Annotated in this window: 23 protein-coding genes; 14 read left to right on the top strand and 9 right to left on the bottom strand. The window is 69.1% G+C overall.

Features of this window, described 5'->3' with window-relative positions; all coding sequences use genetic code 11:
- The first annotated feature begins 2 nt into the window (after window positions 1–2).
- The 4 genes from ACPCXD_RS15540 (at window position 3) to holA (ending at window position 5,152) form a co-directional block, all read left to right on the top strand.
- On the top strand, window positions 3–842 hold the full coding sequence (locus tag ACPCXD_RS15540) for a DegV family protein (protein ID WP_088897197.1): 840 nt from the start codon (window positions 3–5) through the stop codon (window positions 840–842).
- Between the two features lie 145 nt (window positions 843–987).
- Window positions 988–1,827 carry a ComEA family DNA-binding protein gene (locus ACPCXD_RS15535; protein WP_423660204.1) on the top strand — a complete coding sequence of 280 codons (840 nt, stop codon included), beginning with the start codon at window positions 988–990 and terminating at the stop codon, window positions 1,825–1,827.
- Window positions 1,824–4,184: a DNA internalization-related competence protein ComEC/Rec2 gene (locus tag ACPCXD_RS15530; RefSeq protein WP_088897199.1), complete on the top strand. Its 2,361-nt coding sequence runs from the start codon at window positions 1,824–1,826 to the stop codon at window positions 4,182–4,184. Before ACPCXD_RS15535 ends, ACPCXD_RS15530 begins: the two co-directional genes overlap by 4 nt.
- The gene (gene holA, locus ACPCXD_RS15525) at window positions 4,181–5,152 is read left to right on the top strand and encodes a DNA polymerase III subunit delta (RefSeq protein WP_229565095.1); all 972 of its coding nucleotides are present in this window, start codon (window positions 4,181–4,183) and stop codon (window positions 5,150–5,152) included. Before ACPCXD_RS15530 ends, holA begins: the two co-directional genes overlap by 4 nt.
- A 126-nt stretch (window positions 5,153–5,278) precedes the next feature.
- On the opposite strand, the gene rpsT is transcribed toward holA, so the two are convergent.
- A complete protein-coding gene (gene rpsT / locus ACPCXD_RS15520) occupies window positions 5,279–5,539 on the bottom strand; it encodes a 30S ribosomal protein S20 (RefSeq protein ID WP_006554505.1) in 261 nt (86 codons plus the stop codon).
- Between the two features lie 363 nt (window positions 5,540–5,902).
- Between rpsT and ACPCXD_RS15515 the strand changes: the two genes are divergently transcribed.
- Complete coding sequence (locus tag ACPCXD_RS15515; RefSeq protein WP_059380811.1) at window positions 5,903–6,724, top strand: aquaporin; 822 nt, start codon at window positions 5,903–5,905, stop codon at window positions 6,722–6,724.
- Between the two features lie 27 nt (window positions 6,725–6,751).
- On the opposite strand, the gene ACPCXD_RS15510 is transcribed toward ACPCXD_RS15515, so the two are convergent.
- Window positions 6,752–7,420: a type II toxin-antitoxin system PemK/MazF family toxin gene (locus ACPCXD_RS15510; RefSeq protein WP_160875643.1), complete on the bottom strand. Its 669-nt coding sequence runs from the start codon at window positions 7,418–7,420 to the stop codon at window positions 6,752–6,754.
- A gap of 63 nt (window positions 7,421–7,483) precedes the next feature.
- Between ACPCXD_RS15510 and lepA the strand changes: the two genes are divergently transcribed.
- From lepA to ACPCXD_RS15495, 3 genes are all read left to right on the top strand, one after another.
- Window positions 7,484–9,379 (top strand): translation elongation factor 4, encoded by a 1,896-nt coding sequence (gene lepA, locus ACPCXD_RS15505; protein ID WP_237451241.1) that lies wholly within the window; start codon window positions 7,484–7,486, stop codon window positions 9,377–9,379.
- Between the two features lie 35 nt (window positions 9,380–9,414).
- Window positions 9,415–10,347, top strand: a complete 933-nt coding sequence (locus tag ACPCXD_RS15500; protein WP_160875641.1) for an NAD(P)H-dependent flavin oxidoreductase — start codon at window positions 9,415–9,417, stop codon at window positions 10,345–10,347.
- Between the two features lie 68 nt (window positions 10,348–10,415).
- On the top strand, window positions 10,416–11,393 hold the full coding sequence (locus ACPCXD_RS15495) for an ABC transporter substrate-binding protein (protein WP_160875639.1): 978 nt from the start codon (window positions 10,416–10,418) through the stop codon (window positions 11,391–11,393).
- A gap of 7 nt (window positions 11,394–11,400) precedes the next feature.
- Here the strand turns inward: ACPCXD_RS15495 and ACPCXD_RS15490 are convergent, their stop codons facing one another.
- Window positions 11,401–13,347, bottom strand: coding sequence for a glycoside hydrolase family 15 protein (locus tag ACPCXD_RS15490; protein WP_160875637.1), 1,947 nt, complete (start codon window positions 13,345–13,347; stop codon window positions 11,401–11,403).
- A gap of 66 nt (window positions 13,348–13,413) precedes the next feature.
- Between ACPCXD_RS15490 and ACPCXD_RS15485 the strand changes: the two genes are divergently transcribed.
- The 6 genes from ACPCXD_RS15485 (at window position 13,414) to ACPCXD_RS15460 (ending at window position 17,770) form a co-directional block, all read left to right on the top strand.
- Window positions 13,414–13,620, top strand: a complete 207-nt coding sequence (locus ACPCXD_RS15485; RefSeq protein ID WP_016694101.1) for a hypothetical protein — start codon at window positions 13,414–13,416, stop codon at window positions 13,618–13,620.
- Between the two features lie 171 nt (window positions 13,621–13,791).
- A complete protein-coding gene (locus tag ACPCXD_RS15480) occupies window positions 13,792–13,884 on the top strand; it encodes an Ms4533A family Cys-rich leader peptide (protein WP_315899260.1) in 93 nt (30 codons plus the stop codon).
- Window positions 13,885–14,034: 150 nt separating this feature from the next.
- Window positions 14,035–15,060, top strand: a complete 1,026-nt coding sequence (locus tag ACPCXD_RS15475) for a sulfate ABC transporter substrate-binding protein (RefSeq protein WP_145692438.1) — start codon at window positions 14,035–14,037, stop codon at window positions 15,058–15,060.
- Window positions 15,061–15,174: 114 nt separating this feature from the next.
- Window positions 15,175–15,972, top strand: coding sequence for a sulfate ABC transporter permease subunit CysT (cysT, locus tag ACPCXD_RS15470; RefSeq protein WP_016694104.1), 798 nt, complete (start codon window positions 15,175–15,177; stop codon window positions 15,970–15,972).
- The gene (cysW, locus tag ACPCXD_RS15465; RefSeq protein ID WP_145692437.1) at window positions 15,969–16,775 is read left to right on the top strand and encodes a sulfate ABC transporter permease subunit CysW; all 807 of its coding nucleotides are present in this window, start codon (window positions 15,969–15,971) and stop codon (window positions 16,773–16,775) included. Before cysT ends, cysW begins: the two co-directional genes overlap by 4 nt.
- On the top strand, window positions 16,772–17,770 hold the full coding sequence (locus tag ACPCXD_RS15460) for a sulfate/molybdate ABC transporter ATP-binding protein (protein ID WP_088897206.1): 999 nt from the start codon (window positions 16,772–16,774) through the stop codon (window positions 17,768–17,770). Before cysW ends, ACPCXD_RS15460 begins: the two co-directional genes overlap by 4 nt.
- A 33-nt stretch (window positions 17,771–17,803) precedes the next feature.
- Here ACPCXD_RS15460 and ACPCXD_RS15455 read toward each other — a convergent pair whose 3' ends face one another.
- The 6 genes from ACPCXD_RS15455 to ACPCXD_RS15430 form a co-directional block, all read right to left on the bottom strand.
- Window positions 17,804–18,676, bottom strand: coding sequence for a universal stress protein (locus ACPCXD_RS15455; protein ID WP_088897207.1), 873 nt, complete (start codon window positions 18,674–18,676; stop codon window positions 17,804–17,806).
- A 96-nt stretch (window positions 18,677–18,772) separates the two neighbouring features.
- Complete coding sequence (gene ppk2 / locus ACPCXD_RS15450) at window positions 18,773–19,663, bottom strand: polyphosphate kinase 2 (RefSeq protein ID WP_423660197.1); 891 nt, start codon at window positions 19,661–19,663, stop codon at window positions 18,773–18,775.
- 105 nt (window positions 19,664–19,768) lie between these two features.
- Entirely contained in the window at window positions 19,769–20,512 is a 744-nt protein-coding gene (locus ACPCXD_RS15445; protein WP_229565093.1) for a sirohydrochlorin chelatase, read from the bottom strand.
- On the bottom strand, window positions 20,509–21,843 hold the full coding sequence (locus ACPCXD_RS15440; protein WP_120279711.1) for a sulfate adenylyltransferase subunit 1: 1,335 nt from the start codon (window positions 21,841–21,843) through the stop codon (window positions 20,509–20,511). Before ACPCXD_RS15440 ends, ACPCXD_RS15445 begins: the two co-directional genes overlap by 4 nt.
- A 2-nt stretch (window positions 21,844–21,845) precedes the next feature.
- The gene (gene cysD / locus ACPCXD_RS15435) at window positions 21,846–22,790 is read right to left on the bottom strand and encodes a sulfate adenylyltransferase subunit CysD (RefSeq protein ID WP_088897210.1); all 945 of its coding nucleotides are present in this window, start codon (window positions 22,788–22,790) and stop codon (window positions 21,846–21,848) included.
- Window positions 22,787–23,515, bottom strand: a complete 729-nt coding sequence (locus ACPCXD_RS15430; protein ID WP_016695466.1) for a phosphoadenylyl-sulfate reductase — start codon at window positions 23,513–23,515, stop codon at window positions 22,787–22,789. Before ACPCXD_RS15430 ends, cysD begins: the two co-directional genes overlap by 4 nt.
- Window positions 23,516–23,559 lie beyond the last annotated feature (44 nt).

Here is a 23,559-nt window from a genome sequence, read left to right as displayed (position 1 = left end):
TCGTGTCCGTCGTCGTCGTCACAGATTCGTCGAGTTGTATCGACCCCGAACTGGTCCGTCGGTACGACATCCGTGTTGTGCCACTGCACATCATCGCGGGCGGACGCGACCTCCGCGAGGGCGTCGACGAGTTGCCGGACGACCTGTCGACCGTGACCACCTCCGGGCCGTCGCCCGCCGAACTGACCGACGCCTACACCGAGGCGCTCGAGGCCAGCGGGGGAGACGGCGTCGTCGCCGTGCACCTCTCGCGTGTGCTGTCCGGGACGTGGGACGCCGCCCGGCACGCCGCAGAATCGCTGGGCGACCGGATCCGGCTCGTCGATTCGCGGAACACCGCCATGGGTTCGGGTTTCGCCGTTCTCGAAGCGGTGCGCGCCGCCCGGGCCGGAGCCGATCTGGCGCGGGTGTACGACCGGGCCGTGGAGGTCGCGGCGTCCGCCCGGACCCTACTCGTCGTCGACCGGCTCGACCACCTGCGTCGCGGCGGCCGGATCGGCACGGCCACAGCGCTGTTGGGTACCGCGCTCGCGATGAAACCCGTGCTGCACATCTCCGACGGCAAGCTCGTCCTGCGGGAGAAGACCCGCACGATGACCAAGGCGATGGCCAAACTCGTCGACGGAGCCGCAGCCGATGTCGGCGACGAACCGCTCGTCGCGGTACACCACCGCGAGGCACCCGAGCGGGCCCGCAGCCTCGCCGATCAGCTCGCGCAGCGCCTTCCGGAGGGTACCGAGATCGTCGTGTCCGAACTCGACGCGGTTCTCGGCGCGCACGTCGGGCCGGGCGCGGTCGGTGTGGTCGTCGCCTCCGCGGCGACCGGTACCACCGAGGACTGACCACCTACACCACCTCCCGGCCCGGATCATGCCGGTGGAGGCCCGATCCGGGCATTCATCCACAGGGGTGCTGGTCATCCACAACCTGGGCCGGATCGGCGCCGACACCGAATCCGGCGTTCGCGGACGCGGTTAGCGTCGCGGCATGGCGAGCAGTGACCACCGTGATCTCGCGCGCACCCGCCTCGGCGCAATCACGCGTTCCTCGGCGATGCCCGCGGAACCGCCCTGGACCGAAGACACATCGACCGACGACCACCCCTGGGCGGATCCCGACGACGGCGACGAACCCCTCCACAGCGGTCCCGGCCGGGAACGATTCGTCGATCGGCTGACCGCCGCGCGATGGGACACGGGACGACGGGGAACCGCAGCTCTCGCCGCGATCGGAGTGCTCGCCGCCGCAGTGGCTCTCGTCGTCGTGTGGCGCGACCGGCCGGTCCCCGAACCGGTACCGCCGCTGCCACGGGTCGAAGTCGTGGACACCGCAGAGCCGTCCGCCACGAAGGAGACGGACACGGCACAGCCGGATTCCGCCGAGTTCGTCGTCAGCGTCGTGGGCGCGGTGACACGGCCCGGACTCGTGCGGCTGCCGGCAGGGTCCCGTGTGGCCGACGCGCTCGACGCGGCCGGCGGTACCGTCGACGGCGCCGACCTCATCGGCCTGAATCTGGCCCGGCGGGTCGCCGACGGTGATCAGATCGTCGTGGGAATCGCCCCGCCCCAACCTGTTCCGCAGGCCAGTGGAATCGTCGGGGTGCAGGCACCGGGCGATGCTCCACCGGAGGAAGGCGGGCTGGTGGACCTCAACACCGCCGACGAGACCGCGCTCGACGCGCTGCCGGGAGTCGGTCCCGTGACGGCCGCGGCGATCGTGTCGTGGCGCGACACCAACGGACCGTTCACGGACGTCGAACAACTCGGTGAGGTCGACGGGATCGGACCGGCGCGACTGGCCAGGCTGCGTGAACTGGTGACGGTGTGACCGTCCGCAACGACAGGTCCGATTCCGCAACGGTTCTCGACGCCAGGTTGGTGCCGTGCGCGTTGGCCGCGTGGGGCGTGACGCTTCTCGGGTTGTACACGGGATGGCGGATCGTCACCGTCGTGGCGGTCGCGGCCGTCGTCGGATGCGCCGTGACGGTCCGTCTCGTCGCGACCGGGCGTATCCCTCGCGGAGGTGCACGGATCCTCCTCGCCGCACTGGCCGTCGTCGCGGGATTCGGGCCGGCTGCCGGTCTCCGGATGTGGGCCGCCGACCAGCACCCGATCGCCTCCGCAGCGGAAAGGGGAGCGTGGGCCGGTGTCGTTCTCGTCCCCACGGACGACCCGCGGCGCATCCGGTCCGCGGCCTTCGACGACACGCCCCGGGTACGCATTCCGGCACGGCTCGAGCAGGTGACGGTCGGTGGACGATCCATGGACACCGGGGGATCGGTGGTCGTGTTCGCGCCGGCCGACTCGTGGGGAGATCTCCTGCCCGGGCAGTCGGTCACCACACGGGTGCGGGTCGCGCCGCACACCGGGCCGGGCACCACGGTGGCGGTGCTCCGCGCGGAGAACGCGCCCACGGCCCTCGGCCCGCCACCGATGTGGCAGCAGTGGGCGGGCACGGTGCGCGACCGACTCACGCAGGTGAGTTCCGCCGTGCTTCCCGCTGATCGGGCCGGACTGTTGCCCGGTCTCGTGGTGGGCGACACCACCGCGCTCACCGACGAGGTGCGCGAGGACTTCCGGGTGGCCGGACTGACGCACCTGACCGCCGTGTCCGGAGCCAACGTCAGCATCGTCCTCGGCGCGGTGCTGCTGCTCGTGCGCGCGGCGGGACTCGGCCCGCGTTCCGGGACCGTCCTCGCCGCAACGGCTCTCGTCGCCTTCATCGTCGTGGTCCGTCCGTCGGCGAGTGTGGTGCGCGCGGCGGCGATGGGATCGATCGGGCTGCTGGCATTCGTGACGGGTCGTGAGCGACAGGCACTTCCCGCACTGTGCACCGCGGTGGGCGTGCTGCTCGTGCTCGTGCCCGACCTCGCCGTCGACGTCGGGTTCGCGCTGTCGGTGTCCGCGACGGCGGCGCTCATCGTCGCCGCGCCACCGGTCGTGACCCGACTCGTGGATCGCGGGTGGCCGCGTCCCGTCGCGGAAGTCATGGCGATGTCGCTGGTCGCGTTCGCGGCGACCGCACCTCTCGTCGCGGCGGTGAGCGGGACGGTGAGCGTCGTGTCGGTCGCGGCCAATGTCCTCGTCGCCCCGGTACTCGCGCCACTGACGGTCCTCGGCTCGCTCGTCGCGGTAGCCGCTTTCGTCGTCCCGTGGGCGGGGGAGATGCTCGCACGCGGCACCGGGCCCTTCCTGTGGTGGCTGATCTCGGTGGCCGACCGGGCGGCCTCGATGCCGTCGGCAGAGTTCGAGGTGCCGGACGGACCGGCGGGGGCACTCGTCGCGGCCGTACTGGTCGTCGTGGTGTGGTCGGTGGCTCGTCACCGGCGGGTGCGGATCACGGCTCTCGTGATCGCGGTGGCCGTCGCGGCGGTGTGGCTTCCGGTGCGGATGCTGCGGCCGGGCTGGCCCGGAGCCGAATGGGTCCTCGTCGCATGCGATGTCGGCCAGGGCGATGCACTGGTATTGGCGACGGGGGACGGACGCGCGGTCGTCGTCGACACCGGGCCCGAGCCGGAACCCGTCGATCGGTGCTTGCGCCGGTTGCGGATCCGCGGTGTCGCGCTGCTCGTCGTGTCGCACCTGCACGCCGACCACGCGGGCGGAATCCGTGGTGTGCTCGGCGGGCGCTCGGTCGAGGCGGTCGTGGTCGGGCCGGGCGCTGCGAGTGACGACGCGGCGGACGTTCTCGACCCCGCGATCGAGAGCGGTGTCGTCGTGCGGGAAGTGGCCGCCGGTGCGGTCCTGCGCGCAGGCGATCTCGAGATCCGGGTGGTGGGACCGGCCGCACGCGGGACGGGCGGTTCCGAGAACGACGACTCCCTCGTCCTGGTGGTCGATACTGTCGTGGGGCGGATCCTGCTGCCGGGCGACGCGGAGGAGGCCGCGCTCGACGCACTCGTGCGGTCGGGCATCGACGTGCGTGCGGACGTGTTGAAGGTGCCGCACCACGGCTCGCGCACCACTCCTGCCCGGTTCCTCACCGCCGTGCGGCCGAGCGTCGCCCTCGTCAGCGCCGGACGCGACAACCTGTTCGGGCATCCGCATCCCGAGATCGTGTCCGCCCTGGCCGGAATGGGGGCGCGGGTGCTGCGCACCGACCTGCACGGCGACGTCGCAGTCGTCCGTGCCGGTTCCGGGGCGCTCGCGGTGGTGTCGGACGTGCGTGGCACGATCGAACCGTGAGCGACGCGTCCCTGCATCTGGTCCTCGGTGAGGAAGAACTGCTCGTCGACCGTGCCGTCGCGCAGATCGTGTCCGATGTCCGCACGCGCAGCGGAACTCCCGGCGACCTCCCCGTCTCCCGGCTCCGCGCCGGCGACGCGGGTGTGCCCGAACTTGCCGAGCTGCTCAGCCCGTCGCTGTTTGCAGAAGAACGCATCGTGATCCTCGAATCCACGGCCGACGCCGGGAAGGACGCCGCGGCGCTGATCCTCGACGTCGCAGCCGATCCGCCTCCGGGCGTGACACTGGTGATCCTCCACAGCGGCGGCGGTCGCACCAAGGCGATGGTGCCCGCGCTGCGCAAGTGTGGCGCCGAGGAACACATGTGCGCTGCTCCCGCGAAGGCGGGGGAGAAGGCCGCGTGGGTGCGCACGTTCGTCCACAAGGAGTTCCAGGCCGCGGACGTACGGGTCTCGGGCGACGTCGAACAGCTCGTCATCGAAGCGGTGGGATCCGACCTGCGCGAACTCGCCGCTGCGTGCAGCCAGCTCGTGGCCGACACCGGCGGCAAGATCAACGCTGCGGCCGTGCGGCGCTACTACTCGGGCAAGGCCGAGGTGTCGGGATTCGACGTGGCCGAGAAGGCCGTGGCCGGCGACACGGCCGGTGCGCTCGAAGCGCTGCGGTGGGCGATGCACCGCGGTGTCGCCCACGTGCTGCTCGCCGATGCCCTCGCCGACGCCGTGCACACCATCGCCCGGGTCGGCTCCGCCGGTCGCGGCGACCCGTTCTCCCTCGCGTCGTCGCTCGGTATGCCGCCGTGGAAGGTGAAGAAGGCCCAGGCACAGGCGCGCACATGGGCGCCGGCGTCGATCGGGACCGCACTCACGGTGGTCGCTGCGCTCAACGCCGACGTCAAGGGAGCGGCCGCCGATCCGGACTACGCTCTCGAGCACGCCGTGCGGGTCATCTCCGAACTGGCGGCCTGAGCCGTCCGCGCCGATCCCGCTTCAGGGGCGGCGTCATGTCTGCCGTTCAATGCCACGAAGGCCGTCCCCGGCGGGGGACGGCCTTCGTGAAGCAGAGCCTGCGTCTACTACCTCGGAGCGATGAACTCAGAGCTTGTTGGCAAGCTTCGCGAGAGCAGACTTCTTGTTGGCGGCCTGGTTGGGGTGGATGACACCCTTGCTGGCAGCCTTGTCGAGCTGACGGCTGGTGGCGACGAGGAGTTCGTTGACCTTGTCCTTGTCGCCGGCGGCCGCAGCCTCGCGGAACGAACGGATCGCCGTACGAAGCGACGACTTCACCGACTGATTCCGGAGTCGGTTGCGCTCGTTGGTGCGAATCCGCTTCACCTGGGACTTGATGTTGGCCACGCGTAAAATCCTGTCGTCTTGCTGGTAGCTGGTAGGAAAGCTCTGGGTGCATCTGAGCACCGATGGACAAGGTTACCAAGAACGGATCGCAAAGCCCAAACCGGCGGTCGAATCACCCTTCTCACCGGCCTGATCGTTTCGGCCAGGACGACGCGCACCTGACTGTTGTTGTTGCGTGCCGCCGCGGGAGGGCATCTACATGGGCGGACACGCCACGGCGCACGATGTCGTTGTCGAGGTCACGGCGCTTGCGTAATCTCCCTCACAGCGCGAACGGCGAGTTCGCGGCTGCGGTGCATCGACTCGAAGTGTTCTACCACCAGGTTCCGCCTGCGTGCGGGACCGCGAACATCGAGGTGACCCATGGAACCCCCACGCGATCCCGAGTCCCGAATCGACGAGGATCTCGCACGCCAGACATCCCTGGAAATCAGAGACCCCGGTGAGTTCTCCGATCTGCGGAAGTACGTGGCGGAGGCGATCGGAACCTTCCTCCTGGTGTTCTCCGCGGTGGGTACCGCGGTGTTCGCCGGAACCTATGTCGGCCAGCTCGGCGTCGCATTGGCGTTCGGCCTGACCCTGCTGTTCCTCGTGTACACCATCGGCCCGATCTCCGGGTGTCACGTGAACCCGGCGGTGACGCTCGGGCAGCTCATCGTCGGTCATGTGACCCCGGTGCGCGCCGTGGGTTACTGGATCGCGCAGGTCGTCGGCGGTCTGATCGCCGGTCTGACGCTCTACGCGGTGGCGTCGTCGCTTCCGAGCTACGACCGTGCCGCCGACGGGCTCGGGGCGAACGGCTGGGGCGCGCACAGCCCCTCGGCGGTGCACGGCCCGCTCGGCGGTGTGCTCGAGAACGGCTACGGTATCGGCGCGATGATCGTCGTCGAGGTCCTGCTCACGGCCGTGCTGGTGTTCGTGGTGCTGGGCGCGACCGATCAGGTCGCCGACGCACCGATCGCCGGCATCGCCATCGGCTTCACCCTCGCCGTGATCCACCTGATCTCGATCCCGATCGACAACACGTCGGTCAATCCCGCCCGCAGCCTCGCCGTCGCCTTCTACCAGGACGGTGCGCTCGGGCAGCTGTGGGCGTTCATCGTGTTCCCGCTCATCGGCGGCGCACTCGGAGCCCTCGTCTACACCTTCCTCTTCGGACGGCGGTACGGGCTCCGGGCCTCCTGAGGTCCCGCGGGCGGGACGCGGCCCGGTTCAGCTCCAGTTGAAATCGGTGCGGAGCCGGGCCGCGACCTGATCGAAGCGTGCGCGGGGAAGGATCGCGCCCTCGCGGCGGATGCCGTCCTCGGGGACGTCGAGCACGCGATCGAGGCGCACCCAGCTCGGGCGGTTCTCCGCGTCCCACCGTCCGGAGCCGATTCCGAGCCAGTCGCGGTGACCGTCGCGGTCGGCGTTCGACGACAGCATCAGTCCGAGCAGCGTCGAGTCGTCGCGGCCCACGATGAGCACCGGGCGGTCCTTGCCCTGCGTCGGATCTTCTTCGTACGCCACCCAGGTCCACACGATCTCGCCCGGATCGGCGCGACCGTCGAGATCGGGGGAGTACTCGAGGCGGCGGGCACGCTGCGCCGTCGGCGTGGTGCGCGACGCCACCGGGCGACCGGGGGCCGGGCGCTTCGTACCGGACTGGGTCTTCGCAGCACCGGGCTTCGGCGCCGCGGTCCGGTCCGCGCCGGGCTTCGGTGCCGCGGTGGTACCGCTCCCCGAAGTTCCGCTCGCTGCGCCGGCCTGGCCGGCCGCGTTCAGCGCGGCGCGCGCCTTGTCGAGCGCCCCGGACTGCTGCAACTGCTGGTAGATCTTCGGCCCCTGCTCGACGGCGAGACGCCCCAGCTGCCTGCCCAATTTCTTCCATGTACCGGCCACGGGAACCGAGCTTAACCGGACCTGACCCGGGCGAAGTCCCGGCCGCCGCCCGACTTGGATATTCTGCAGGGTGACCGCGGTCTGCAGGCCGCTGCCAGTCCGAGTCAGGAGCACGACATCAGCACCTTCGCCGACACCACGTTCACGGACCCCGCAAAGATCCGGAACTTCTGCATCATCGCGCACATCGACCACGGAAAGTCGACGCTCGCGGACCGGATGCTGCAGCTCACCGGGGTGGTCGAGGAGCGGCAGATGCGCGCCCAGTACCTCGACCGCATGGACATCGAGCGCGAGCGCGGCATCACGATCAAGGCGCAGAACGTACGTCTGCCGTGGAAGCTCGACGGCGAAGACTACGTGATGCACCTGATCGACACCCCGGGCCACGTCGACTTCACCTACGAGGTCTCCCGCGCGCTCGAGGCGTGCGAGGGCGCGGTCCTGCTCGTCGACGCCGCGCAGGGCATCGAGGCGCAGACCCTCGCCAATCTCTACCTCGCGCTCGACAAGGACCTGACGATCATCCCGGTCCTCAACAAGATCGACCTGCCCGCGGCCGACCCCGACCGCTATGCCGGTGAGATCGCGAACATCATCGGCTGCGAGCCGTCCGACGTGCTCCGGGTCTCCGGCAAGACCGGCGAGGGCGTCCCCGAACTCATCGACGCCGTGATCCGCCAGGTGCCGCCGCCGGTCGGTGACGCCGACGCGCCTGCCCGCGCCATGATCTTCGACTCCGTCTACGACACCTACCGCGGCGTCGTGACGTATGTGCGTGTGGTCGACGGCAAGATCGTGCCCCGCGAGAAGATCAAGATGATGTCGACGGGCACGACCCACGAACTGCTCGAGGTCGGCATCGTCTCGCCCGAACCCAAGGCCACCGCCGGTCTCGGCGTCGGCGAGGTGGGCTATCTCATCACCGGCGTGAAGGACGTGCGCCAGTCGAAGGTCGGCGACACCGTCACCACCGCCCGCAACGGTGCGGAGGAGCCGCTCACCGGCTACCGCGAACCGCGCCCGATGGTCTACTCCGGCCTGTATCCGGTCGACGGTTCCGACTACCCGGTGCTGCGCGACGCGCTCGACAAGCTCCAGCTCAACGACGCTGCGCTCACCTACGAGCCCGAGACGTCCGTCGCCCTCGGATTCGGCTTCCGTTGCGGCTTCCTCGGTCTGCTCCACATGGAGATCACCCGCGAGCGCCTCGAGCGCGAGTTCGGCCTCGACCTGATCTCCACCGCCCCCAACGTCGTCTACCGCGTCGTGCTCGAAGGTGGTCAGGAAGTCGTCGTGACGAACCCGTCCGACTGGCCCGAGGGCAAGGCCCGCGAGATCTACGAACCGATCGTCAAGTGCACCATCATCGCCCCGAGCGAGTTCATCGGCTCGATCATGGAGCTGTGCCAGTCGCGGCGCGGTGAGCTCGGCGGCATGGACTACCTGTCCGAGACCCGCGTCGAGCTGCGGTACACGCTGCCGATGGCCGAGATCATCTTCGACTTCTTCGACTCGCTGAAGTCGCGCACCCGCGGCTACGCCTCGATGGACTACGAGGAGGCCGGCGAGCAGGAGGCCGCGCTGGTCAAGGTCGACATCCTGTTGCAGGGCGAGGCCGTCGACGCGTTCAGCGCGATCGTCCACAAGGACGCCGCTGCCGCCTACGGCAACAAGATGACGACCAAGCTCAAGGAACTCATCCCGCGGCAGCAGTTCGAGGTGCCCGTCCAGGCTGCGATCGGCTCGAAGATCATCGCCCGTGAGAACATCCGGGCGATCCGCAAGGACGTTCTCGCCAAGTGCTACGGCGGCGACATCAGCCGTAAGCGCAAGCTGCTCGAGAAGCAGAAGGAAGGCAAGAAGCGGATGAAGACCATCGGCCGCGTCGACGTGCCGCAGGAAGCGTTCGTCGCCGCGCTGTCGTCCGAGGCCTCGTCCGACAAGCCGAAGAAGTAGTCGTCCCTGCTGCGACGCCCACCGGAAGGATTCGCGTGCTCGACACCTGGCTCACCCGTGAACTCGGAATCTCCGTTCCACTGCTGGGTGCGCCCATGGGCGGCCGGGCCGGGGGGCGGCTCGCGGGCGAGGTGACGCGGGCCGGCGGCCTCGGACTCATCGGCGCCGCCCGCTACAACACCGCCGAGTGGATCGAGGGCGAGGTGCGCACCGCCCGCGAGATCGGTGGTGGGCCTGTGGGATTCGGTCTGATGACCTGGGCGCTCGCCGACGACGACAGCCTCCTCACCGCAGTGCTCGAGCACCGCCCGCAACTGGTCACGCTCTCGTTCGGCGATCCCGCACCCTACGTCGAGCGCGTCCACGAGGCCGGAGCGATCGTCCTCTCGCAGATCAACACGATCGACGATCTGCGGGTGGTCGAGGCGGCGGGTGTCGATGCGGTGATCGCGCAGGGCCATGAGGCCGGTGGGCACACTGGCCGGATCGGCACCCTTCCGTTGCTGCAGGAGGTGCTCGAGTCGACGTCGCTGCCCGTGCTCGCCGCAGGTGGCATCGCCACGGGTCGCGGTCTGGCGGCGGTGCTCGCAGCCGGTGGGCAGGGCGCCCTGGTCGGGACGGCGTTGCTCGCCAGCCCGGAGACCGTCGGCCCCGACTACGCCCGCGGCCGGCTCGTGGAGGCCGGCAGCGCCGACACCGTCTACACCGACGTCTTCGACAAGGCCCGGCACCAGCCGTGGCCGGCGCGCTGGGGCGGACGTGCCCTGCGCAACGCCTTCACCGACGAGTGGCACGGTCGGGGCGCCGACGAGGACACCCTCGCCGCCGCGTACACGGGCGACGATCCCGACATCGGAGTGGTCTACGCGGGGGAGGCCGCCGGTCTGGTGCGGTCCGAGCGACCCGCGGGCGAGGTCATCCGGGGTATCGCCGAGCAGGCGGAGACCCTGCTGTCCCGCTTCCGCTGAGGACGGCATCGGCACACGGACGTCCCCACTCGAGTTAAGGTGAGCCTCACCTGAAATGGAGGTCGCCCATGCGTCGAGTCGTTCTCTCCGCGGTAGCGCTCGTACTGTTCGCCGTCCCGAGTCTCGTAGCATGCTCGACGGACACCGACGAACCCGCGACTGCCGGTGGCGAGACCGTCACCGTCGAGCACTCCTACGGCACGACGACGATCGAGGGCACACCCGAGCGGATCGTCGCGACCTCCAGCCAATGGCTCGACGCCCTCGTCGAACTCGGAGTGCAGCCGGTCGCGTACTACAGCGCAGGCTCGTACGGCGACGATCGCGGACTCTACCCCTGGCAGACCGGCGTCTCCCCGGATGCGGTGGCGCTGAGTCCGACGGCGGAGACGTCGGTGCCCGTCGAGGAGGTGGCCGCTCTCGAACCCGACCTGATCCTCGGCGCCTGGCAGATCGCCTCGCAGAACGACTACGACACGATCTCCGCGGTCGCGCCGACGATCGGGCCTCTCGGCGACACCGGCGTGGACCGCTGGGACGAACAGGTGCGTGTGCTCGGTGAGGTCCTCGGCCGCACCGACGACGCCGAGCGGATCATCGCCGACCGCAACGCCGAGATCGAGGAGGCCGCTCTGCCGGGACTCGAGGGCCGGACCGCCGCGCTGTCGCAGTACGTCACCAACGAGCAGCAGGTCGTCGTGGTTGCCGATCCGAATGACGGGGCGGCGGCGTTGTTCACGCAGCTGGGCATGACGCTGCCGCCCGCGCTGGTCGCGGAGGGCGGAGCCTCCCAGGGGCGGGTCGTGCTGGGTCCCGAACGCGTCGACGCCCTGGTCGCCGATCTACTGATCATCCTGCCGCGCGGCGGAACCGAGCAGGACCTGATGGCCCTGCCCGGATTCGACCGGTTGCCCGCCGTCACCGGAGGCGGTCTCGCCGTCGTCGACTTCCCGACGGTGGTCGCGTTCAACACGCCCTCGTCGCTGTCGATCGGCTATGCGCTCGACGTGATCCGGCCGCAGCTCGAGGCCGTCGCGAACGCCTGAGACCGGCTCACGGCCCGAGATGCGCGGGCCGGAAGTTGCCCGCTCCGATCTCCCGCTCGGCGCGGATGACGTGGACGACGGCGTTGATGAGCGCCAGGTGGGTGAACGCCTGCGGGAAGTTCCCCAGATGACGTCCGGTCTCGGTGTCGATCTCCTCGGCATAGAGCTTCAAGGGGCTCGCGTAGTCGAGCAGGCGCTGGCACAGTGCGGCGGCCCGCTCGACCTCACCGATCTCGACGAGCGCCGAGACCAGCCAGAACGAGCAGATGGTGAACGAACCCTCCTCACCCGCGAGTCCGTCGTCGGTGGTCTCCACGCGGTAGCGCAGCACCAGTCCGTCCTCGGTGAGTTCGTCGGCGATCGCCAGCACCGTGGCCCGCACGCGGGGATCGTCCGCGGGCAGGAAGCGCAGCAAGGGGATCAGCAGAGCCGAGGCGTCGAGCGACGGGTGACCGTACCGCTGGGTGAAGACACCGCGTTCGTCGACGCCGTGTTCGAGGACGTCGGCCTTGATCTCGTCGGCGACGGCCGTCCACTTGCGGGCGTAGTCGGGGCGGCCCTGCAGCTCGGCGAGTTTCGCGCCGCGATCGAGGGCAACCCAGCACATGACCTTCGACGACACGAAGTGCTGGGGTTCGCCGCGCACCTCCCAGATGCCGCGATCGGGCTTGCGCCAGTTGGCCGCCGCCTCCTCGACCTGCCGGCGCAGGGTGTGCAGCAACGTCTGGGGAAAGTGTCCGCGGGACTTGACGTGCAGGTACACCGAGTCGAGCAGCGTGCCCCAGATGTCGTGCTGCTGTTGGTGATAGGCGTCGTTGCCGATCCGGACCGGGGTCGCGCCGTCGTAGCCGCTCAGATGCGCGAGGGTGGACTCGGGCAATTCGCGCTCACCACCCACCCCGTACATGACCTGGAGCGGATATCTCATGCCGTCCGCGTCGCGCGAGACGTCGAGGATGAACGAGAAGAAATCGTCGGCCTCCCGGTCGAACCCGAGTGTGTACAGGCCCCACAATGCGAACGTCGAATCACGCACCCATGCGTAGCGGTAGTCCCAGTTGCGTCTTCCGCCAGGGGTTTCCGGCAGAGAGGTCGTCGACGCGGCGAGCAGCGCCCCGGTCGGGCTGTAGGTCAGTCCCTTGAGCGTCAGCGCGCTGCTCTGCAGGTAGGTGCGCCAGGGGTGATCCGGGAAGCGGCCCGTCGTGATCCACTCGCGCCAGTAGTCCTGGGTGGCGGCCATCTTCACGGCGGCCTCGTCGAAGGTGTGCGGCATCGGGCAGTCCGACCACGACAGGGCGACGAACGCCGTGTCGCCCTTGTGGAGTCGACGACGCGCGCGGACCTCGCGGTCCTCGATCCCGAGACGCAGATCCGTCGTCATGCGCAGCGTCGGATGTTCGTCCGGCGCATTCCGGCACACCGCGGTGGCCTCCTCGTAGACCTTGCCGGTGTAGCTCCATTCGGTGCGGCCGCGGTGGTAGTCGAAGGCGGGCTCGCAGCTGACGTACAGATCCACCGTCCCGTTCACACAGCGCACCGTGCGCAGCAGCATGTGCTCGGACTCCCAGTCGGACGGGGTCCGGCGGTGCGTGGTCGAGCGCTCCTCGACGTCGTACCAGGGCGCCATGACCAGCGCGTCCCGCACGATCATCCAACCCGTGTCGGTCTGCCAGGTCGTTTCGAGCACCAGACCGCCCGGCAGGTACCGGCGTGCCGCAGGAACGGTGCGGTCGTGCGGCGACAACCGGAAATGTCCCGCGCTGCGGTCCAGCAGCGACCCGAACACACTCGGGGAGTCAGGACGGGGCACACACATCCACTCCACGGTGCCGTCACGCGCGATCAGGCAGGTGCTCTCGCAATCCGAGAGGAATGCGTAGTCGTCGATCGGCGGGAACGGACTCCGTCGGAAGGGTGCCCCCGACAGCGGTGAGGAGGAGTGGTGGTGGTCCATCCCTCCATGATCACCGCGGGCCGGGCGGATCGCAGGACGGTTGCCGAACCTACTAGGGTGTAGGCAATGGATCGGGTGGCTTCGTGGTGGGACGGCTTCGAGCTGTGGCTCGCGGGCCTGTCCTTCGTCCCTCAGGTGGCCCTGGTGCTCGCAGTGCTGGTGCCGGCCTGCTTCGGGGTCGCATGGCTGCTCGATCGGGCGATGGCCGGTGTCTTCGGACTGCTCGGCCGTGGAGAGACGGACTCGCCCGCCACTACGACGGAGGATTGCTGACATGCCGCGTTCGCGCGTGACCCTGGCGCTGATCGCGCTGTTGATCATCGTCGTCGTCGCATGGCTCGTCTCCATGTGAGCACGCCGCTCGCGCATCCGGTCCGGTGCTCGACGCCCGGTGTCCGAATCGTCGATTTCGGTCGATCCTCGACCTCTGCTAATCTCTGCCGCGTGTCCGCGACCACGCTGCCCCGCATCCGCCATGAGTTGGCGTTGATCGCTGTGGGCATGCCTTCGGTCGCCGACATCGACTGTTGTCGCTGAACCCTTCTTCTCTGCGGTCCCCGTCTTCCGGATCCTCGCGTCCGTCGGTGCTGCATCCTCGCGAATCCCGGCCGGTCGGATCCCGGCAGCCCCTCGTCCGGTGGCCGGTCGCGTTCATCCCCCTCGAAACAGCCCCTCAGGAGGCTCGTCATGAAACGTTCCAGGTTCGTCGTCGCGGCGCTCGCCGCGGTCACCGCGTTCTCCCTCACCGCCTGCGCCGGCGGTTCGAGCGACACCGTCGGAGCCGAGAGCGGCGGCGACGGATCCGGTGGCACGATCAACCTCTACGCCTACGCCGTGCCCAAGGTCGGATTCGACTCGCTGATCCCCGCCTTCCAGGAGACCGAGGAGGGGGAAGGCGTCGTCTTCCAGCAATCCTACGGCGCCTCCGGAGACCAGTCCCGCAAGGTGCGCGACGGCGCGGAGGCCAACTTCGTGAACTTCTCCGTCGAACCCGACATCACCCGTCTCGTCGACGCGGGCCTCGTCGACGAGAACTGGAACGACAACGCCTACAACGGGATCCCGTTCGGATCGGTCGTCACCATCGTCGTCCGTGAGGGCAACCCGAAGAACATCCAGGACTGGGACGACCTGCTCCGGCCGGACGTCGAGGTCGTCACCCCCAACCCGTTCAGCTCGGGTTCGGCGAAGTGGAACCTGCTCGCCCCCTACGCCGCGAAGAGCAACGGCGGCGCCGACCCGCAGGCCGGCATCGACTACGTCGACGCACTGGTCACCGACCACGTGAAGGTGCAGCCGAAGTCCGGTCGCGAGGCCACCGAGACCTTCCTGCAGGGCACCGGCGACGTGCTGCTGAGCTACGAGAACGAGGCGCTGTTCATCGAGCGCAACGGCGACCCCGTCGAGCACGTCACCCCGCCCGTCACGTTCAAGATCGAGAACCCCGCGGCGGTGCTGAAGAACGCGAAGGACGTCGAGGTCGCGCAGGCATTCAACGACTTCCTGTACACCCCCGACGCCCAGCGCCTGTGGGCCGAGACCGGGTTCCGGCCCGTCGACCCGACCGTCGCCGAGGAGTTCGCCGACGAGTTCCCGCAGCCGGAGAAGCTGTGGACCGTCGCCGATCTCGGCGGCTGGGAGACCGTGAACGAGGAGCTGTTCGCCGACAGCACCGGCACCATCGCGGTGATCTACGACAACGCCACGAAGTAGAGCACGCGCGTGACCGTCTCGGAACACACCGCCGGGTCGGGAGATTCGTCTCCCGCCCCGGCGGGTTCGCGTCGCGGGCCGTCCGCCACGGCCCCCGCCCGACCACGTCGCCGGATGTTCACCGGCGCCGTCGGGCCCCTCGGTATCGGCATCGCCACCCTGTGGTTGAGCCTGATCGTCCTGCTTCCCCTCGCGGCCCTGGCCTTCCACTCCGTCTCCGACGGTCTCGGGACCTTCGTCGATGCGATCACCGCGCCGGCCGCCCTGGCGACCCTGCGGATCACCGTCGTCGTCTCGCTGGTCGTCGCGGCGATCAACGCGGTGATGGGCACGGTGATCGCCTGGGTGCTCGTCCGCGACGAGTTCCCGGGGAAGAAGTTCGTCAACGCCCTCATCGACCTGCCCTTCGCCCTGCCGACGATCGTCGCGAGCATCGTGCTGCTCTCGCTGTACGGGCCGCAGAGCCCGATCGGTGTGCAGCTCAACGCGACCGAGCCGGGACTGGTGGTGGCGCTGGCATTCGTCACGCTGCCGTTCGTGGTGCGCTCGGTGCAGCCGGTGCTCATCGAGGCCGACCGTGAGGTCGAGGAGGCCGCCGCCTCGCTCGGAGCCGGCAACTTCACGATCTTCCGCACGGTCGTGTTGCCCGTGCTCGCACCGGCCGTCCTCGGCGGCACCGGCCTGGCATTCGCCCGCGCCATCGGTGAGTACGGCTCGATCGTGCTCATCGGCGGCAACATCCCGTACAAGACGCAGGTCGCGTCGCAGTACATTCAGCAGCAGATCGAGATCGACCGGCCGGTCAACGCCGCCGCGGTCTCCGTCGCGTTGCTGGTGATCGCCTTCGTCGTGCTGTTCGTCCTGCGCCTGGTCGCGAACCGGGGGCTGCGCCGAGAGGAGGACGACCGGTGAAACCGTCCCTCGCATCCCGATTGTCGCTGCGCTTCGTCGCGCTCGCCTACCTGTTCGTACTGTTGCTCGTCCCGATCGGGGTGATCCTCTACCGAACCTTCGAGAACGGCATCGTGGCGTTCGCCGAGTCGATCAGCACCCCCGCCGCGATCTCGGCGCTGAACCTGTCGCTGCTGATCGTCGCGATCGTCGTACCCGTGAACGTGATCTTCGGCATCGTCGTCGCGCTGGCCCTCGTCCGCGGCAGATTCCCGGGGAGGGGACTGCTGCAGGCCGTCGTCGACCTGCCCTTCGCGGTCTCGCCGATCGTCGTGGGTGTCGCCCTGATCATGCTCTGGGGCGCCAACGGATGGTTCGGTGCCGTCGAGGATCTCGGCTTCAAGGTGATCTTCGGCCTGCCGGGCATGGTGCTCGCGACGATCTTCGTGACGCTGCCGTTCGTCGTGCGCGAGGTCGAACCGGTGCTGCGCGAGATCGGGGAGGAGCAGGAACAGGCCGCCGCGACCCTCGGCGCGAACACCTGGCAGACCTTCTGGCGGATCACGTTGCCGGCGATCCGCTGGGGCCTGACCTACGGCATCGTCCTCACCGTCGCGCGAGCCCTCGGCGAGTTCGGTGCCGTCATCATGGTCTCGTCCGGCTTCCCCGGCGTCTCCCAGACGCTGACGCTGCTCGTGCACGCCCGGTACATCGACGACCACAACACCTTCGGCGCCTACAGCGCCGCGACCCTGCTCATGGCCATCGCGGTGATCGTCCTGCTGCTGATGACCCTGCTCGACCGGAAGAGGAGCACCGAATGATCACCGTCACCGGGGCGCGCAAGAACTACGGAGACTTCGCCGCACTCGACGACGTCGACATCGACATCCCGTCCGGCTCGCTCACCGCCCTGCTCGGCCCGTCGGGTTCGGGGAAGTCGACCCTGCTGCGCTCGATCGCGGGCCTCGAGACCCTCGACGCGGGCAGCGTCCACATCGCCGGCAAGGACGTCACCGGCGTCACCCCGCAGAAGCGCGACATCGGGTTCGTGTTCCAGCACTACGCCGCGTTCAAGCACATGACCGTGCGCGAGAACGTCGCCTTCGGACTCAAGATCCGCAAGCGCCCCAAGGCCGAGATCACGAAGCGGGTCGACGACCTGCTCGAGATCGTCGGGCTCGGCGGATTCCAGCGACGCTATCCGGCGCAGCTGTCCGGCGGCCAGCGTCAGCGCATGGCGCTCGCGCGTGCCCTCGCGGTGGACCCGCAGGTGCTGCTGCTCGACGAGCCGTTCGGTGCCCTGGACGCAAAGGTCCGCGCCGACCTGCGGACCTGGCTGCGCCGCCTGCACGACGAGGTGCACGTGACCACCGTGCTCGTCACGCACGACCAGGAGGAGGCGCTCGACGTCGCCGACCGCATCGCGGTGATGAACGCCGGACGCATCGAACAGGTCGGAACGCCCGAGGAACTCTACGATCGCCCGGCGAACAGCTTCGTGATGTCGTTCCTCGGCACGGTGTCCAAGCTCAACGGCGTGCTGGTGCGGCCGCACGACATCCGGCTCGCCCGGCAACCCGCGCTCTCCGACACGTCCGGCGGCTCGGTCGGTGTCACGCGGGCGACCGTCGAGCGTGTCGTCCGGCTGGGCTTCGAGGTACGTGTCGAACTGCGCAACGACGCGACCGGTGAGCAGTTCACGACGCAGATCACCCGCGGCGAAGCCCACGACCTGGGGCTCGTCGCGGGCGATACCGTCTACGCGCACGCTCCCGCCGCGTCCGAGGCCGCCCCGCTCGGTACCGCCGCGCAGTAACCGAACGCCGGCGTCGGGCTCATGCGCGCCGGGTCAGTGCGCTTCGGTCTCCGACCGGTGGTGGGCCCGGCAGATCATGACCGGACAGCAACTGTGGTGGATCAGTCCCTGGCTGCTCGAGCCGACCACCGCAGCGGCCAGCGGACTCCGCCCGTGGCTGCCCACCACCACGAGCTGGGCGCTCTTGGACTCCTCGAGCAGGACGATGTCGGGCTTGCCCCGCTCGACCCGGTAGGAGACCTCGACGTCGGGGAACCGCTCGGTGTGCCCGGAGGTGTTCGACCTCATCTCCTCCCTCCGGTACTCGACGTAGGCCGTCCAGTCCGTGAACCGTGACCCCTCGCCGTAGGTGAGCGTGGACTGCTCCGTCCACGTGTGGATCGCGACGAGCGGTGCCTCGAGCGCCGCCGCGGTCGCGAACGCGTGCTCGACGGCCCCCGCACTGACCTCGGTGCCGTCCACGCCGACGACGACCGGACGACCGTCGGGTGGCTGGAATCCCTCGCGGCTGCGCCACGTCACCACCGGGCATTCGGCGTGGTTGGCCACCGACACGACGTCGGAACGCCGCACCATCGACTGCCATTCGGTGGTGGTGGTGTGACCGAGAACGATCATCCGTGCCTCACGCGACAGGTCGGTGAGCACGCGATCCGGCTTGCCCGACGGCGTGGACCGCCGGACCTCCACCCGGTCGACCGCGCCACGAACGGCTGCTTCCGCGGCGGTGAGAACGGCCTCCGACGGGTCGGTCCCGTTGTCGGAGGTGGGGGGATGAACGTGCACCAGGTCGATCGGTTCGCCGAGACGTCGGGCGACGCAGGCGGCCCACCGGGCCGCATCGAGTGCGCTGTCCGATCCGTCGATGCCGACGACGATTCCGTGACCGACATTGGCTGTGCCCATGCTGCCTCCTCGCGTCACCGTCCAGTGTGGTACGGATCACAGGCTGCGCGCCAGCCCTGCGCACCTCGGCACGCCCGGAGCACGACCTCCCGGAGGCTAGTCGCCGACGGCATCCTTGCCGCGCCGGACGATCTTCGGGTCGGCCGGGAAGACGATCTGACGGTCCTTGTCGTCGTACTCGAACTGGTTGAGGAAGAACCGCATCGCGTTGATCCGGGCCCGCTTCTTGTCGTTCGACTTGATCGTCGTCCACGGGGCGTGATCGGTGTCGGTGCGACGGAACATCTCTTCCTTCGCCTCGGTGTACTGGTCCCACTTGTCGAGCGATTCGAGGTCCATCTCCGACAGCTTCCAGCGGCGGACGGGGTCGAGCTGGCGAATCGCGAACCGCGTGCGCTGCTCGTTCTGCGTGACCGAGAACCAGAATTTGGTCAGCGAGATCCCGGCGTCGACGATGAGCTGCTCGAACATCGGGATTTGAGTGATGAAGCGTTCGTACTCGTCGTCGCTGCAGAACCCCATGACGCGTTCGACCCCGGCACGGTTGTACCAGGAGCGGTCGAACAGCACGAGCTCACCGGCGGTGGGGAAGTGCTGGATGTAGCGCTGCATGTACCACTGGCCCTGCTCGCGGTCGGACGGCTTGTTGAGCGCGACGGTCCGGGCGTGCCGGACGTTGATGTACTCCTGGAACCGCTTGATGGTGCCGCCCTTGCCGGCGGCGTCGCGACCTTCGAACACGATGATGTGCTTGGACCCGTTGTCCTTGGCCCACGACTGGAACTTCAGCAGTTCGATCTGCAGTAGGTACTTCTCGACCTCGTAGGTGGCGCGGTCCATCCGGGTGTCGTACGGATAGTTCTCCCGCCAGGTGTCGACGGCCCGGCCCTCGATGTCGATCAGATCGGGGTCCTCACCGTGGTCGTCGCGCACCGAATAGCCCTCCGTGCGGAGCCGGTCGATGTAGCGACGGAGTTCGTTCTGCACGCGAGGTCCTCCCGGATCACCGATGTCGTCGAACGACGACTGTGACTCCGTTGTAGCGGAGGAATGCGAATCGTGCGTGAACTCGGGCGGAGAGTCGGACGCGACTCAGGCCACGCGCAGTCCGCGCCGGCGGTGCACGGCCTCGGTGTAGCGCTGGGCGATCACCCGCGCGACGGCATCGTGCCGGGTGAGAGTTTCCGCGACCCGCACGTGCCCGAGACTCTCGGCCTCGGCGCAGGCGCGGTCCCACAGCAGTCCGGGGGCGAGGATCCACGGCGTCAGCACGACGGTGCGTGCGCCGCGGGAGGTGAGATCGGCGAGGGTCGTTCCGACCGACGGGCCGGTGGTGGCGAAGCACGCCGCGGCCTGCGTCCACGCCGTCCCGGCGAGGATGCGGGGCACGACGAGTTCTGTCGCCCGGTTCGCTTCGGGGCGCCGCGATCCCACCGCGCACACCGCGACACCGACGGACGGATCATCGACCGACACCCCCGTGGCCGTGATCAGGTCGCGAGCCGCGTCGACGAGGAGATCGTCGTCGCCGAGGATCGGCGAGCACAGCACCTCGAGCAACGGATGACGTTGCTGCGCCTCGTGCAACAGGGCCGGCAGATCGACCCGCGCGTGGAAGGCGCTGCCGAGCAGCAGTGGCACCACCGCGACCTGCCGATGCCCGTCCGCGGCGAGCGCGTCGAGGACCTGCCCGACCGAGGGGGTGTTCAGGTCCAGGAACGCGAGTCGCACGTCCAGACCGGGGTTCTCGGCCCGGACGGTGTCGAGCGCGGCAGCCACGGCCCGCGCCGAACGCGGGTCGCGGCTGCCGTGCGCGACGGCGACGAGCGGCATCATGCCGGGACGCGGTCCCCGAGCTCGATGTCGGCGAGTCCGTCGCCCACGAGACCCGCAGCCAGGGTGTTGCCCCCGGCCGGATCGATGAGCAGGAAGCTGCCGCTACGGCGGTTGACGCGGTAGTCGTCCGCGGCGATCGGCTCGGCCACACGCACCGTGATGCGCGCGATCTCGTTGAGCTCGATGCTGTCCGGGCTCGGGACGGAGGAGAGGTTCTGCTCGTCGAACCGCTCGTCGATCGTGCCGACGATGGCCTGCGTGGTGCGGGTGCCGTGCTTGAGCAGCAGCCGGGCGCCGGGACGCAGCGGCTTCTCGGCGAGCCAGCACACGGTGGCCTCGAACTCCGACAGCGGCTCGGGTGCCGCCTCCGGGGTGGCGATGATGTCGCCGCGGGAGACGTCGACGTCGTCGGCGAGCACCAGGGTCACCGACCGGCCGGCGTGCGCGACATCGAATGCGCCGTCGGCACTGTCGATGCGCTCGACGGTGGTGCGGACACCGGACGGCAGCACGACGACCTCGTCGCCGGGGCGCACGGAGCCTGCCGCGACCTGACCGGCGTAGCCGCGGTAGTCGGGGAACTCGGCGGTGCGGGGACGGATCACGTACTGCACCGGGAAGCGCAGACCGGTCTCGTGCCGGCCGTGCACGTCGGCGTCGACGGGGACCGACTCGAGGTACTCGATGAGGGTCGGGCCGTCGTAGTAGGGGGTGTTCTCGCTGCGCACCGCCACGTTGTCGCCGTGCAGCGCGGAGACAGGGATCTCCTGCACGTCCTCGGGGGCCCAGCCGAGCGAGCTCGTCAGTTCGCCGAACTCGGCGGAGATCTGCGCGAACACCGAGGCCGGATCCTCGACGAGGTCGATCTTGTTGACCGCGAGGACGAGCTTCGGCACACCGAGCAGGGCCAGCACGGCGGCGTGCTTACGGGTCTGCGAGACGACACCCTTGCGCGCGTCGACCAGCAGGACGACGAGCTGCGCTGTGGACGCACCCGACACCGTGTTGCGGGTGTACTGGACGTGACCCGGCGTGTCGGCCAGGACGAAGCTGCGCTTCGGCGTCGCGAAGTAGCGGTAGGCCACGTCGATGGTGATGCCCTGCTCACGCTCGGCGCGCAGGCCGTCGACGAGCAGCGACAGGTCGGGGGTGTCGAGGCCGCGGTCGACCGACGCGCGGGTGACGGCGTCGATCTGGTCGGCGAGTACGGACTTGGTGTCGTAGAGCAGCCGGCCCACCAGGGTGGACTTGCCGTCGTCGACCGAACCGGCGGTGGCGAGGCGCAGCAGCTGCGTGTCGCTCTGCACGCTCCGCTCGTGAAGGTCGCTCATGATCAGAAATAGCCCTCTCGCTTGCGGTCTTCCATCGCCGCTTCGGAAACCCGGTCGTCGCCGCGGGTGGCGCCGCGCTCGGTCAGTCGTGATGCCGCGACCTCGGCGAGGATCTCCTCGTTCGTGGAGGCCTCGGACAGGATCGCGCCGGTGGTCGATCCGTCGCCGACGGTGCGGTAGCGCACTGAACGCGTCTCGAGCTCTTCACCCTCGGCCGGACCACCCCAGACACCCGGGGTCATCCACATGCCGTCGCGGCGGTAGACGGGACGCTCGTGCGCGTAGTAGATGCTCGCCAGTTCGACGTTCTCGCGGGCGATGTAGCGCCAGATGTCGAGTTCGGTGAAGTTGCTCAGCGGGAAGACCCGCACGTGCTCACCGGGTGCATGCTTCCCGTTGTACAGATTCCACAGCTCCGGACGCTGACGCTTCGGATCCCACTGACCGAATGCGTTGCGCAGCGAGAAGATGCGCTCCTTGGCGCGCGAACGCTCCTCGTCGCGGCGACCGCCGCCGAAGACGGCGTCGAACCGGTTCTCCGAGATCGCGTCGAGCAGCGGCACGGTCTGCAGCGGGTTGCGGATGCCGTCGGGACGCTCGGTGAGCCGGCCGTCGGCGAGGTAGTCCTCGACGCTCGCGACGTGCAGTCGCAGGTTGTACTTCTCGACGACGTGGTCGCGGAACTCGAGGACCTCGGGGAGGTTGTGGCCGGTGTCGACGTGCAACAGCGCGAAGGGCAGCGGCGCGGGCCAGAACGCCTTGATCGCGAGGTGCAGCAGGACGGTGGAGTCCTTGCCTCCCGAGAACAGGATGACGGGGCGCTCGAACTCGCCCGCGACCTCGCGGAAGACGTGGATCGCCTCCGACTCGAGGGCGTCGAGGGTGTCGAAACGGTTGCCGTCCAGCAGCGTCCGGGTGTCGGTGGGATTCGTATCGGTGAGTGTCATGAGGCGTGCAACCCGCATTCGGTCTTGGCTCGGCCGGCCCAGCGCCCGCTGCGCGGATCGGCTCCGGGAAGTGGTTTGGTGGTGCACGGGGCGCACCCGATGGACGGGTAGCCCTCGTCGACGAGGGGATTGACGAGGATCCCGTGTTCGTCGATGTAGTTCTGCATGTCCTCGTCGGACCATGCCGCGATCGGATTGATCTTCACCAGTCCGAACGCGTCGTCGAACGAGATCAGCGGTGCGTTCGCGCGGGTGGGCGCCTCGACACGGCGGATGCCGGTCACCCAGGCGCGGTAGCCCTTCAGACTCTCCTTCAGCGGCACCACCTTGCGCAGGCGGCAGCACTCGTTCGGGTCGCGAGCGAACAGATCCTTGCCGAGCAGGGCGTCCTGCTCCGCGACGGACTGCTGCGCCCGGGCGTTGACGATGTTCACGCCGTACACCTGCTCCACCGCATCGCGCGTGCCGAGCGTCTCGGCGAAGTGGTAGCCGGTGTCGAGGAACAGCACGTCCACGCCGGGGCGCTGCTGCGCGGCCAGATGGACCAGGACACCGTCCTGCATGTTGGACGCGACGATGTACCCGCTACGTCCACCGTCGGTGGTGGGGGTACCGAAGGTCTCGTCCGTCCACCGCAGGAGTTCCTGCGCCGACGCACCTTCGAGTTCTGCCGCCCCCTGCGCGGCAATACTTCGGAGCTCGTCGATGTTCGTATCGATCGTCATCGCGTCCCTTCCCGATCCGTCTTCGTGTCGACCGCTGCAGCAGT

Origin of the sequence: Rhodococcus sp. AB351 (assembly GCF_049538275.1) — a bacterium.
GTDB lineage: Bacteria > Actinomycetota > Actinomycetes > Mycobacteriales > Mycobacteriaceae > Rhodococcus.
Note: the sequence above shows the minus strand (reverse complement) of the source record. Positions and strands in the feature narration are given on the sequence as shown.